This is a genomic window from Anaerobacillus sp. 63XJN7_5_ISO-PGPR-S23-430 (assembly GCF_056173695.1).
The window spans coordinates 2484433-2497130 of sequence record NZ_CM149686.1 but is presented as its reverse complement, the minus strand read 5'-3'; the positions used below and the strand labels follow the sequence as shown (position 1 = coordinate 2497130).

Below are 12698 nucleotides of genomic sequence, written 5' to 3'. Positions count from 1 at the left end.
TCAATTAGAAGGATATTATCTTTGAAATGTGGTATTAATTAAGAGTAATGATCTTACAAAGAGGTGATAGCAGTGTATGTACGTAGTGCAATGAAACCAATTAGAGAAACTGTTTATGTGAATCATGACACAAAGTTGGATGAAACCCTGAAATTATTGAAGGAACGTGAAATTGATGGTGTCCCCGTTATCCAGGGAACGAAATATGTTGGTATCGTTACTTTTAATCGCATTTACAAAGCGTTTTTCAAAAGTGATGCAACAGATAAAGAAATGTTTCTTAAGGAAACCAATGCAGGGGATATTGCTTTCCAAAAAAATGTTACGGTTGATCAAGAGGAAGTGTTTGAGAATACGCTCCTTTTAGCAAAAAATGCACCACTTGTAGCCGTGGTTGATCAAAAGGAAGATTTCATTGGAATCATTACTAGATCAGATATACTTGATCAATTCCAAAGTGCTTTTGGTATGAGAAAGCCTGGAATTCGAATTGCCTTTGCATCTTCTGAAACAGAGGGAAGAATTGCAAGACTAGCTAAAATAGCAAAGAGTTTTCATGAAAATATTATTTCCCTCTCTACTTTTGACGAGTCAAACCAAAATGTACGAAGGATTGTAATGAAGATCGAGAAAAAAGAAAATATCGATCAATTTATTGCAAAACTTGAACAGAATGGATTTAAAGTACTCGATATTAAAGAAGTATGAGAGATTAGTACCCATAAAGCCTCCTACTCTTACATACGTTAGAGTGGGGGGTTTTACTATGCCGCTTCTCTTGATAAGGGTTATGACAATATTTTGTTTACTGTATTTAGCTGAAAGTAACTTGAATTTAAAAAGTATGACCTTCACTGATTTAATGTTAAACAGTGCGCGCTATGGTTTTGGGGCGATTTGTTTTTTATTTGGATTTTTAGTCGTGGCAAGAGTAATCAGGGAGCATGTAGAGAGCTTTCTTGCATTCGGAATCAAAAACAAAGCTCACCTTATAACGTTCTGCATTGAAGCTAGTTTGTTAATTGGCGTATACTGGGTATTGTTTCAAAATAATAAGTGGTTATCTCTAGCTTCCCTCGTGATGGCATTTATATATGGTGGTTTGTCTGCTAATATAAGGGCTGCAAGAGAAGTGAAACGCTTTCAGAGGAGCAATGAAACATGAACTATATCATTGGGATCTTTTTGGCAGGTGTACTGTTATTAATTTATATGTGGGTTGAAGCTCATCTAAATCGAGTCCACACGAAGGAACTTTACATTAAACAACTACCAAAAAGCTTTGAATCATTTCGGATTTTTTTCATTTCAGATTTACACAATCGATTGGTTTCTGAGAAAATTTTAGAAAAGGTGAGAGATCAGGTTGATATTGTAATAATAGGTGGAGACGTAATGGAAAAAGGGGTATCTTTTGATAAGGTTGCTAAAAACATGAGGAATCTTAGCGCTCTCGCCCCTTGTTATTTCGTTTGGGGGAATAACGATTATGAAGAAAATCCTGCAAAGCTACAAAAAATTCTAGTTGATCACGGAATCCACATCTTAAAAAACCAGGCAGAAACGGTAATGAAAAATAATGATGGAATAAGTTTATTAGGAATTGATGACCTTTCAACAGAAAACGCTTCACTTCAGGAAGCGCTTAATGGAGCGTCAGAAGACCTTAAGATCCTGGTTAGTCATAACCCGGACATTAAACAAGGTTGGCCAGAAGAGAGTGGGATTCAATTGATTTTATCCGGACATACTCATGGAGGTCAGATTCGACTGTTTGGATGGGGGATAAGAGAAAAAGGTGGAATTAAGAATATTAATGGGACAACCGTAGTAATCAGCAATGGATATGGCACTACAACTTTACCGTTAAGATTGATGGCGCCAGCTGAGTCACATATTTTTATATTAAAAAGGAAATAAATACAAAAAAACAAAGCGACGCTTATACAAAGTTTACACAAACATCATTCACCCTTTATACTAGGTGTGATAATGGCTGTATTAGAGGGGAAGATGACTATGTCTGCAGGTAAGTATAATATTAAAGCGGTCTCGAAAAAATTAGGTATTCAACCCGGGACCTTGAGGGCATGGGAAAGGCGTTATAATATTATTTCTCCAATAAGAAATGAAGCTGGTCATCGTCTTTATTCGGAAGAGCATATGTCAATATTAAAATGGCTGGTCCAAAAAACAACGCAAGGCTTTACAATTAGTCAGGCCGTTGAATTGCTTGAGAATGGAAATGATTCATCAGATACAGATAGTATGGGCACTGATATGGTTCAGGATAGGGCTCAAATCTTAGCTGATGAAATCCTTGAAGCCCTTTTAGCTTTTGATGAGAATAAAGCGCAAGATTTGTTGAACCAGGCTTTCTCTGTCTTCAGTATAGATAAAGTTGTTCATGATATATTGGCTAAACTACTTGTGAGGGTTGGAGACCTATGGGAAAATGACAAAATAACAATAGCGCATGAGCATTTTACTACCGCTTTCCTTCGTTCTAGAATCGGTATGATTTTCCATACGCTTCCTGTCGATGGGTACCTCCCAAAAGTAATGGCTGTTTGCTCAACTGGTGAATACCATGAGCTTGGATTATTAATTTTCACTCTGTATCTTAGACGGAAAGGGTTCGAAGTCATTTACCTCGGATCGAGCATACCAGAAGAGGATATTGAGATCGTCGTAGAAGATACTGACCCCAAAATTCTGTTTCTATCATGCACGTTGATGACGAATTTACCAAGGTGTCTAGGTATGATTGATCGATTGAACCAACGTTTCTCTGAATTAACCATTGGAGTTGGTGGTTCAGCTATTGGACATTTACGTGATGAAAAGAGACAGGCTTACGAACCGTTTTTAGTTGGAAATAATAAAGAAGAATGGGATGCCTGGATCAAAGATAAAATTCAAAAGCTTACTACTTAGTTGAAAGTGGACATGACTTGTCTAAGCTTCCTTTGACAGTGTAAACTAGAAGAATATCGTCAACCAAGAACCATCTTTGTATTATCACATATAGTATGAATAAAGGATTTGCGGGTGACAGACGGTAGGGGGGAATTAGATGCGTCTTGAACGTTTAGCATATGATAAAATAAAAATATTTCTAACTTATGACGATTTAAATGAGCGTGGAATTACGAAAGAAGAGCTCTGGCAGGACGTACCGAAAGTTCATAGGCTTTTTCGTGAGATGATCATGGAAGCTGATGATGAACTTGGATTTAAAGTCGATGGTCCTATCGCTGTAGAAGTATTTTCACTTCCTGCTCAGGGAATGGTAGTCATTGTCACAAAAGGTTCCGGTGAGAGTGAATTTGAAGAGGACTACAACGATGAGTATATTGAAATGCAAGTGACCCTTGATGAAAGCGATGAAGTTTTCTATGAGTTTCGTTCTTTTGAAGATGTGATTGGTCTTTCGAAAAGATTGATCAATGTGGGTATACAAGGAGGAACACTTTATTCCTATCAAAACCATTTTTATCTTAAGTTTGATGAAGAGGAATTTGCAGAGTATGAATTAGATTCTCTAGTCGCTTTACTGGCTGAATTTGGGAATCCTTCCACAATTACAAGCTACCGGGTGATGGAATACGGCAAACAGATTATGAAGACAACTGCAATCGAGCAGTTAAATCATTATTTCAAATAAGGTTCTGGAGGCTATCTGTATCATTCCAATTTGATTCTTAACATTCGAAATGATTCAGTTATTGCTTTCTTGAACACGAAAAAACCTCCCAAAGGAGGTTTTTTTAGGTGAGCAGGGATTTAGATGAAGATTCGGCGTTTTCCCACGCTTTAATGAAATATTCTTTATTGTTGTATTTCATGAAACCCTCTTGATTATATATGGTTGGAAAAGCTCTTTCAACGGAGAGGTGTTGCGTTCGATGCGCAAGAAGAGCTTCTCTTACGGGATTTATATGGTCACTTGAGAATGATTTCATCAATGTAATCGAATCATCAGGGTCAGAAAAAGCAGGATGGCCTGTTTCATCAGCTAATGACTGTGGGAAGGTAGTGTAGTATAATTCCTTCACAATGTTTGTTTCTTGTACTGCCTGGAGCGTTGCAGCTTGAATCGCTTTGTGGTCAGGATGCCCTGATAATCCATGGGGTGGAAAGGTGATGACAACGTCAGGTTTAACTTCTTTCAATCGGTTGATTACATCATTTTTAAGCACATTTGGAGGCAAAGAATTTAACTTCCCGTCCTGATATTCACCGATATATAATTCATCGATGCCAAGTAGCTTAGAAGCTTTTTCAAGTTCTTTCCGTCGAACGGATGCGAGTTCTTCGGGGCGACAAATAGCTGGTTCGCCGCATTTACCAGCGTCACCAGGTGTTGCACTATATAAAACGGTTTTAATATCTTTTTTGTTCGCTAACTCTAATAATGTTCCTCCGCAAGTAAAGCTCTCATCATCAGGGTGAGCGAAGACAAACATAAATGTTTGAGACATAAGGGCATTTCCTTTCATAAATAAGATTACTGCCAGTATACAAAAAGTAAAAGACTTTTTTCCAATAATATTATTTATCGATGGTCATTAGGGATAACATAGTGTTCGAAAAACATGGTATGATGAGAGAAGTTTTGATTAGTTCCACTCGATTAACTATCGAATATAATGACATACATAAATGTAGCCCAGGAGGTATAAAGAATGAAAGTTGGAGTACTTTATGGAGGAACCTCTGCAGAAAGAGAAGTTTCTTTATCTAGCGGAAAAGGAATTATGAGAGCTCTAAAAAATAACGGTCATGAAGTAGTTGGAATTGACTTCCATCCAGATCGCTTAGCTGAAGTAATGGAACTTGATGTAGACATTGTTTTTATTGGTCTTCATGGTAAGTATGGGGAAGATGGTAGAATTCAAGGTTTACTCGATATGCTACAAATTCCTTATGTAGGATCCGGAGTACTTGGATCTGCCGTTGCGATGGACAAAGCAAAAAGTAAGAAAGTACTAAGAGATTCAGGCATTCGCCTTGCTCAAGATTTCGTTCTTCATAAATCGCATGACCACCGTTCTTTGGAATTACCTTTTGGATATCCAGTTGTTGTAAAACCAAACAGTGAGGGCTCAACGATAGGCTTAACAATTGCTAAGAACGAAGCAGAGCTTCAGCAGGGGATTGAAGAGGCATTTCGATTTGATGATACTGTAATCCTTGAGGAATTTATTTCTGGCACAGAAGTGACTGTTGCCGTAATGGGAGCTAAAGGTGATGTTAAGCCACTTCCAGTCGTAGAGATTGTTCCGAAAAATGAATACTATGATTATGAATCGAAGTATTCTGAAGGGGGAAGCGAGCATATTGTCCCTGCACGTATATCGTCTGATTATACGACACTTATCCAAGAGCAGTCGATAGTGGCACATGAACTGCTTGGTTGTGAGACGTATTCTCGAGTAGACTATATTGTGCCGAATGATGGATCGAATCCTGTTTTTCTCGAAGTAAATACATTGCCAGGTATGACACCGACAAGCTTGTTTCCTGACGCGGCTAAAGAGATTGGATATTCCTATGAACAGATGATTGAAAACCTTATTCAATTAGGATTAAAAAAATAGTAAAAGGAGAGACCTCACAAATTGTGAGGTCTTCTTTTTAATTGACATGACTACGCCCTTACTTGGTAAGCGTTTTCATTACTATGGAACAATTTGCATAAATGTAGCATGAATGCCTTCTCATAGCTTACCTAAACGTGTATACTATGTTTTGAAAGCAGAGCAATGGAACATTCTATAAACAACATATGAACTTTAACAATTAAAATCGAATAGGCTATGCTTCATTTAGCCTAAAAAGTACAAAAACAGCAGAGTAAGTGCACAGTAATGGGAGGTAAAGCAATGGTCGACAAAAACGAAACAGATAATGGACAAGGAAATAAGAAGAAACGGAACGTATTAGAGTCGACGCAATCAGTCATTCACGAAGCGCTGGACAAATTAGGCTATCCGAGCGAAGTTTATGAACTATTAAAGGAACCAATGAGATTAATGACAGTTCGGATTCCAATTCGAATGGATGATGGTTCTATAAAAATATTCACTGGGTATCGTGCGCAGCACAATGATTCTGTTGGACCCACTAAAGGTGGGGTTCGCTTCCATCCAGATGTGACAGAAACAGAAGTTAAAGCGCTATCTGTTTGGATGAGCCTTAAAGCAGGGATTGTAGATCTTCCTTATGGAGGAGGTAAAGGTGGAATTATTTGTGATCCGCGTGAGATGTCTTTTAGAGAACTAGAACGATTGAGTCGAGGGTATGTAAGAGCAATTAGTCAAATTGTAGGTCCAACAAAAGATATACCTGCACCAGATGTATTTACGAACTCTCAAATTATGGCCTGGATGATGGATGAGTATAGTCGAATTAGAGAATTTGATTCTCCTGGATTTATTACTGGTAAACCTCTCGTATTAGGTGGTTCTCATGGTCGTGAATCCGCCACCGCGAAAGGCGTTACCATTTGTATTCGCGAAGCTGCTAAGAAAAAGGATATCAAAATAGAAGGTGCACGTGTCGTTATTCAAGGTTTTGGAAATGCGGGTAGTTTTCTAGCGAAATTCATGCACGATGCGGGTGCTAAGATTGTAGGAATATCAGATGCATATGGAGCTCTTCATGATCCTGAAGGTCTTGACATTGACTACTTATTAGACCGACGTGATAGTTTTGGAACAGTTACAAAGCTCTTTAAAGAAACAATTAGCAACAAGGAGCTTCTTGAACTTGACTGTGATATTCTTGTTCCAGCTGCTATTGAGAATCAAATTACGGAAGACAACGCACATCAAATTAAAGCAAGTATTGTTGTGGAAGCAGCGAACGGTCCTACAACGATTGAAGCTACAAAAATTTTAACGGATCGTGGTATTTTACTCGTACCAGATGTTCTTGCAAGTTCTGGTGGTGTAACGGTATCTTATTTTGAGTGGGTACAAAACAACCAGGGTTACTACTGGACAGAAGAAGAGGTAGAAGCGAAGCTTGAAAAAGTAATGGTAAACGCTTTTAATTCAATTTACCGAACTTCTGAAACGCGTCGCGTTGATATGAGACTATCAGCATATATGGTCGGCGTGCGTAAAATGGCTGAAGCCTCTAGATTTAGAGGATGGATATAAATAGTTGCCAATCCGATGAAAATTCCCTATCATTCAGGTAGGGAATTTTTCTATTGCAAAGAGTAGAATAATAAAAAGAAATGTTCCATTTCTTATGGATAGGTTCGGGAGTGAGTGAGATGAGAGAAGAACAAGTGGTTGTCATTGGCGCAGGTCCTTGTGGAATGTCTGCGGCAATTGAATTAATGAATGAGGGATACGATCCTCTAATTATCGAAAAAGGAAATATCGTGAATGCTATTTATCATTATCCAACGCATCAAACATTTTTTAGTTCAAGTGAAAAGCTTGAAATTGGTGAAGTACCTTTCATAATTGAAGAGCGGAAGCCAAAACGAAATCAGGCCCTTGCTTATTATCGGGACGTTGCTAAAAGAAAAGATCTTCGTATTCATTCCTTTGAAAAAGCAAATTTGATAACAAAGGAGAATGGTGCATTTATTATTGAAACGGAGAAAGTGCACGAATCCAAAAAAATAACATACCGCGCACAGCATTTAATCATTGCAACAGGATATTATGATAGTCCTAACTTTATGGGTGTTAAAGGAGAAGACCTCGATAAGGTTTTGCACTACTTTAAAGAGCCGCACCCTTATTTTGACCAGGATATTGTAGTGATAGGCGGTAAAAACTCAGCAGTTGACGCAGCATTAGAGCTTGAAAAAGCTGGGGCAAGGGTTACGATTCTTTATAGAGGAGCGGAATATTCAAAAAGTGTAAAACCATGGATTTTACCGGAATTTGAAGCTCTCGTTAGAAATAAGAAAGTGACAATGGAGTTTAATGCTTCATTAGTGGAAGTGAAAGAAAAAGAAGTCGTATATGAAGTGAAGGGTGAACAGAAGAGCATACCGAATGATTTTGTATTCGCAATGACCGGTTATCATCCTGATCATTCATTTTTGACAAAAATCGGTATAGAAATCGATCAACAAAGCGGGCGACCTGCTTTTGATCAAGATACGATGGAGACAAATGTAGAGAATTGTTATATTGCTGGCGTGATTGCCGCTGGAAATAACGCCAATGAGATCTTTATTGAGAATGGCAGGCTACACGGTGCATTAATAGCTCAGTCAATTATAGGAAAAGCACAAAAACCTACCAATTAAGGTAGGTTTTTGTGCTTTTAACAATCAAGGAAGGTCTCTGTTTCATCATCGTAAAAAGAAATTGTGTAATTCCTTGGGGTCTTCTGTTGCTTCGAGTGCAACGAGTAATTTCAAACGCGCTTTTTGTCCATTTAATCCGTTAGAGAAAATTACTCCATGTTCTTTTAAATGCTTGCCACCGCCTTTATAACCATAAACATCTTGTACAATGCCATTAAAACACCTAGAAACCATGACGATGGCGATTCCTTTTTCTCTTAGATGTTTGATTCCCTCCATCATATCCGGTGGTAAATTCCCCTGTCCAAGCGCTTCTATTACGATGCCATTAATGCCAATTTCTCCAGCAGCAAATAGTAGCTGTGAATCCATCCCTGCATAAGCCTTTAGAAGCATGACATTTTTCGTTAGTCCAGAAATATGATAGCGGTCTCTCATCGTTAAAGTATGGTGAAAGAAGACACGTTGTTTTGTTACGATCCCGATAGGGCCATATTGAGGACTTTGAAAAGTTGAAACATTACTCGTATGCGTTTTTGTCACATTTTTTGCCGTATGTATTTCATCGTTCAACACAACAAGCACGCCTTTTCCTTTTGCTTCATGGCAAGAAGCTACTTTTATGGATGAGAGAAGATTATAAGGTCCATCAGAGCCAAGCTCATTGCTTGAGCGCATCGCACCTGTTACGACGACAGGCAGATCTGTTTGCAGAACAAGATCTAGAAGGTAAGCCGTCTCTTCTAGTGTGTCGGTTCCATGCGTTATGACCACTCCGCTGATGTGTTCTTGTTTGATTCTAGTTTCAATCCTTTCCGCAATTGTAAACATGACCTCAGGTGTCATATGGGGGGAGGGAATGTTAATGTAATCATCAATAATAACGTCATTTCCAATTAGTAATTCGCTCAGTGTTGCATTTAGAGGATTTTCTTTACCTGGGCTAACAGCACCAGAGTTCTTATTTTCCTCCATAGCGATAGTTCCTCCGGTATGAATGATCAATAGCTTGCTCATTGCGTCACCTCATTGTTTTCCTAATAATTGTTTCCTTACATAAAGTAACATGATACGATTATAAAAGTATAGGTATGACTGATCCTGCTTAAAAATGAGGTTCAGGATAGAAATGGGGAAAGCCTATGTTAGCAGCAATAACTGCTGGAATAGCACCAGGCATTGCGCTTCTTTGTTTTTTTTATTTGAAACAACATCAGTATGAATCTGAGCCAATAGGCCCGGTTGTACGAAGTTTTGTGTTTGGTGCTATGCTAGTATTTCCAGTAATGGTGATTCAGCATGGTTTTGAGGTCGAAAACTTCTTGCAATCACCATTCAGTCAAGCGTACTTGATGTCTGGACTGCTTGAAGAATTTCTAAAATGGTTTATTTTCTATTTTACTGTATACATCCATATAGAGTTTCATGAGTTTTATGATGGGATTGTTTATGGTGTTGCTATCTCACTAGGATTTGCATCTGTTGAAAATGTCTTTTATCTTTTTGCATATGGCATTCAAGAAGCATGGTGGAGAGCGCTTCTTCCTGTTTCAAGCCACGCTTTATTTGGCTTAATTATGGGTTCTTATCTTGGAAGGGGAAAATTCTCATTGCAAAATAAGATTGGAAAGTGGATTTCTCTATCTCTTTTCGTTCCATTTTTGTTTCACGGAACATATAATTATTTAGTTCTTCAGGTGAACAGCAATACCATCTATTTAATGATTCCATTTGTGCTTGTTCTATGGTTTATAGGTGTAAGGAAAATCAAGGCTGCAAACCTTAATCAAGCAGAATTAATGGAAACGAAAGAAAACATGCCAATATGATAACAGTTTGAAAGATGCCGAAAAGGCATCTTTTTTGTTTTGTATAAAATACCTTCTGATACAAAAACTACACCTATGAAAACAGAATGATCAGGGAGGTCCACATCATGAGAAAGACAGTTCTTATTCTAAAAATCCCTCTAATAATTGGTCTGGTCTGTGCACCGCTTGTCATGGTATTTGATATGGAGAATCGAGCAGATGCATTTTCTAACCAAATCATCCAGAAGGGTGCAACAGGCAATGATGTCATTGAACTTCAAGCACGCTTAAAGCATATAGGGTTCTATACAGGCTCAATTGACGGCGTATTTGGATGGGGGACTTATTGGGCGGTTAGAAACTTTCAGTATGAATTTGGAATGGATGTTGATGGACTAGTTGGTCCTGAAATGAAAGCAAAGTTAAACAAGTCTACGAAGTATGATCCTTCCATTCAACAGCAGGTGAATAGTGGCAAAAGTCCTAATGTTTCACAATCAAATCAAAATAATCAAACGAATAAGCCAAAAGACTCAACTACTCAGGCGAAAAACGTGCCGTCCGGTTATTCCCAGAACGACATTAAGCTGCTTGCAAACGCAGTCTATGGTGAGTCAAGGGGGGAACCTTACGAAGGTCAGGTTGCGGTAGCCGCGGTCATACTAAACCGTGTTCAAAGTGCTTCATTTCCAAACACAGTTTCAGGAGTGATTTTTGAACCGAGAGCTTTTACGGCCGTCTCAGATGGACAAATATGGCTTACTCCAAATGAAAGAGCGAAAGAAGCTGTGATTGATGCAATAAACGGATGGGACCCAACTGGGGAAGCATTGTATTATTTCAATCCAAACACGGCAACTTCTGGATGGATTTGGACAAGGCCGCAAATCAAACAAATTGGTAAGCATATATTCTGTGAATAGTGGAGGTGGTTAAAATGATTCGTTCGATTTTAATTGGTGCGCTCGCAGTAGGCGTTGCTGGAACTAGCTACTGGGGGTACAAGGAACATCAAGAAAAAAATGCCGTGTTAATTAATGCGGAAAACACGTATCAGCGTGCTTTCCATGACTTAAACTTTCATATGGATGCACTAGAGGAGAAGATAGGGTCGACATTGGCGATGAACTCCCGTGGCAGTCTATCACCTGCCCTTGCAGAGGTATGGCGTTTAACGTCTGAAGCTCAAAATGATGTTGGACAACTCCCGCTAACGCTAATGCCTTTTAATAAAACGGAAGAATTTTTAACAAACATAGGTTCATTTAGTTATCGTGTAGCTGTACGTGATCTTGATGAAAACCCTCTGTCAGATGAAGAATATAAAACATTGAAGGAATTGCATAGTCATTCTACAGATATTAAAAATGAACTGAGAAAAGTGCAGGCGATGGTCATTGATCATAACTTACGTTGGATGGATGTGGAGCTTGCTCTAGCTTCAGAAACACAGGCTGAAGATAACACGATTATTGATGGATTTAAAACAGTTGATAAACAAGTGGAAGGGTATAGTGAAGTAAACTGGGGACCTGAGATTACTCAATTAAATGAAAAGAAAGAAAACCTGGACAAAAATATAGTCGGGAAAAAACTGACTGAAAAAGAAGCAAAGGAACATGTAATTGACTTTCTGGATCTTGATCCTAAAGCAAGCATTGATATAACGACTACTGGGGAGAAGTCAAAATACAAAGCCTATAGTTTATCAATTGAAGAGCCAGATTCGAAATCTAGTATCAATCTAGATGTTACAAAAAAAGGGGCAAAACCAATCTGGATTTTGATGGATAGAAAAATAGGAGATCAGAAGCTTAGTCTAAATGAAGCCGCTGATCGAGCAAGAGCATTTCTAAAAGAGCATGATATAACAAATATGAGCATTTCAGAAAGTAGTCAATATGATCGAGTAGGTGTATTTACTTTTGTATACAATCAGGAAGACGTTTTAATTTATCCAGATGCTGTTCATATTAAAGTTGCGCTTGATAATGGTGATATTTCCGGCTATGAATCCTTAGAGTATTTAACAAATCACCATGAAAGAACTTTGGACTCCCCAACTATTTCCAGGGATCAAGCGTTAGAACAAGTGAATCCAAATGTTCAAATAATGGAAGAAGGATTAGGTGTCATTCAAAACGATCTTGGAGAAGAAGTATTATGCTATGAGTTTATGGGTACGATTGATAATGAAACGTATCGCATTTTTATTAACGCATCTAACGAAAGAGAAGAAAGAGTTGAAAAAATGGACGGTACCGAAATGAATTACGATACCCTATGAGAGGAGCGAATGTATGGCGAGAATGGAACAATTATTAATAAAACTCATCGTCATTCAATTTGTTTTTCTTATTATTTCTCAAGTTCTTCTAACTCAAGAAGAGTTTCGTATCTATCTAAGCAAAGCGATTTATTATGAAGGTGTGCTAAAGGATATGCCTCCCCTGATTAGACGCCAATAGTGAATAGACCGATAAAATGTCTTGTGTTATGATAAATATGACATTTTGGTCGTACTGAGGAAAGCAGGTTCTCCTGCTTTTTTTGTACGTTAAATTGTCATTTATATGATCTAATTCGGATGGATGAATGGAATT

14 protein-coding genes are annotated in these 12698 nt (G+C 38.2%); 12 read left to right on the top strand and 2 right to left on the bottom strand.

Annotated features, from left to right (window positions below):
• Positions 1 to 72 precede the first annotated feature (72 nt).
• The 5 genes from AC0VYJ_RS13170 (at position 73) to AC0VYJ_RS13150 (ending at position 3667) form a co-directional block, all read left to right on the top strand.
• The gene (locus tag AC0VYJ_RS13170; protein WP_430246170.1) at positions 73 to 708 is read left to right on the top strand and encodes a CBS domain-containing protein; all 636 of its coding nucleotides are present in this window, start codon (positions 73 to 75) and stop codon (positions 706 to 708) included.
• Between the two features lie 58 nt (positions 709 to 766).
• A complete protein-coding gene (locus tag AC0VYJ_RS13165; RefSeq protein ID WP_430246172.1) occupies positions 767 to 1165 on the top strand; it encodes a hypothetical protein in 399 nt (132 codons plus the stop codon).
• Positions 1162 to 1920, top strand: a complete 759-nt coding sequence (locus tag AC0VYJ_RS13160) for a metallophosphoesterase (protein WP_430246174.1) — start codon at positions 1162 to 1164, stop codon at positions 1918 to 1920. The genes AC0VYJ_RS13165 and AC0VYJ_RS13160 overlap by 4 nt, the downstream gene beginning before the upstream one ends.
• A gap of 93 nt (positions 1921 to 2013) precedes the next feature.
• A complete protein-coding gene (locus AC0VYJ_RS13155; RefSeq protein ID WP_194222323.1) occupies positions 2014 to 2937 on the top strand; it encodes a MerR family transcriptional regulator in 924 nt (307 codons plus the stop codon).
• 139 nt (positions 2938 to 3076) lie between these two features.
• Positions 3077 to 3667 carry a genetic competence negative regulator gene (locus tag AC0VYJ_RS13150; protein WP_194221956.1) on the top strand — a complete coding sequence of 197 codons (591 nt, stop codon included), beginning with the start codon at positions 3077 to 3079 and terminating at the stop codon, positions 3665 to 3667.
• 103 nt (positions 3668 to 3770) lie between these two features.
• Here AC0VYJ_RS13150 and AC0VYJ_RS13145 read toward each other — a convergent pair whose 3' ends face one another.
• Complete coding sequence (locus tag AC0VYJ_RS13145) at positions 3771 to 4484, bottom strand: PIG-L deacetylase family protein (protein WP_475365387.1); 714 nt, start codon at positions 4482 to 4484, stop codon at positions 3771 to 3773.
• 204 nt (positions 4485 to 4688) lie between these two features.
• On the opposite strand from AC0VYJ_RS13145, the gene AC0VYJ_RS13140 reads away from it, so the two are divergent.
• The 3 genes from AC0VYJ_RS13140 (at position 4689) to AC0VYJ_RS13130 (ending at position 8284) form a co-directional block, all read left to right on the top strand.
• The gene (locus AC0VYJ_RS13140) at positions 4689 to 5603 is read left to right on the top strand and encodes a D-alanine--D-alanine ligase family protein (protein WP_475365386.1); all 915 of its coding nucleotides are present in this window, start codon (positions 4689 to 4691) and stop codon (positions 5601 to 5603) included.
• A gap of 285 nt (positions 5604 to 5888) precedes the next feature.
• Entirely contained in the window at positions 5889 to 7169 is a 1281-nt protein-coding gene (locus AC0VYJ_RS13135; protein ID WP_194221953.1) for a Glu/Leu/Phe/Val family dehydrogenase, read from the top strand.
• A 119-nt stretch (positions 7170 to 7288) separates the two neighbouring features.
• Entirely contained in the window at positions 7289 to 8284 is a 996-nt protein-coding gene (locus AC0VYJ_RS13130; RefSeq protein WP_475365385.1) for a YpdA family putative bacillithiol disulfide reductase, read from the top strand.
• Between the two features lie 45 nt (positions 8285 to 8329).
• Here the strand turns inward: AC0VYJ_RS13130 and AC0VYJ_RS13125 are convergent, their stop codons facing one another.
• Positions 8330 to 9301, bottom strand: a complete 972-nt coding sequence (locus AC0VYJ_RS13125) for an asparaginase (protein WP_226613812.1) — start codon at positions 9299 to 9301, stop codon at positions 8330 to 8332.
• Between the two features lie 125 nt (positions 9302 to 9426).
• On the opposite strand from AC0VYJ_RS13125, the gene prsW reads away from it, so the two are divergent.
• The 4 genes from prsW to AC0VYJ_RS13105 all read left to right on the top strand — a co-directional run bounded on the left by prsW (position 9427) and on the right by AC0VYJ_RS13105 (position 12563).
• A complete protein-coding gene (prsW, locus tag AC0VYJ_RS13120; protein ID WP_475365384.1) occupies positions 9427 to 10113 on the top strand; it encodes a glutamic-type intramembrane protease PrsW in 687 nt (228 codons plus the stop codon).
• Between the two features lie 173 nt (positions 10114 to 10286).
• A complete protein-coding gene (gene sleB, locus AC0VYJ_RS13115) occupies positions 10287 to 11018 on the top strand; it encodes a spore cortex-lytic enzyme (protein ID WP_475367491.1) in 732 nt (243 codons plus the stop codon).
• A 14-nt stretch (positions 11019 to 11032) separates the two neighbouring features.
• Entirely contained in the window at positions 11033 to 12382 is a 1350-nt protein-coding gene (gene ypeB / locus AC0VYJ_RS13110) for a germination protein YpeB (protein WP_475365383.1), read from the top strand.
• Positions 12383 to 12395: 13 nt separating this feature from the next.
• A complete protein-coding gene (locus AC0VYJ_RS13105; RefSeq protein ID WP_194221947.1) occupies positions 12396 to 12563 on the top strand; it encodes a DUF5359 family protein in 168 nt (55 codons plus the stop codon).
• Positions 12564 to 12698: the final 135 nt, after the last annotated feature.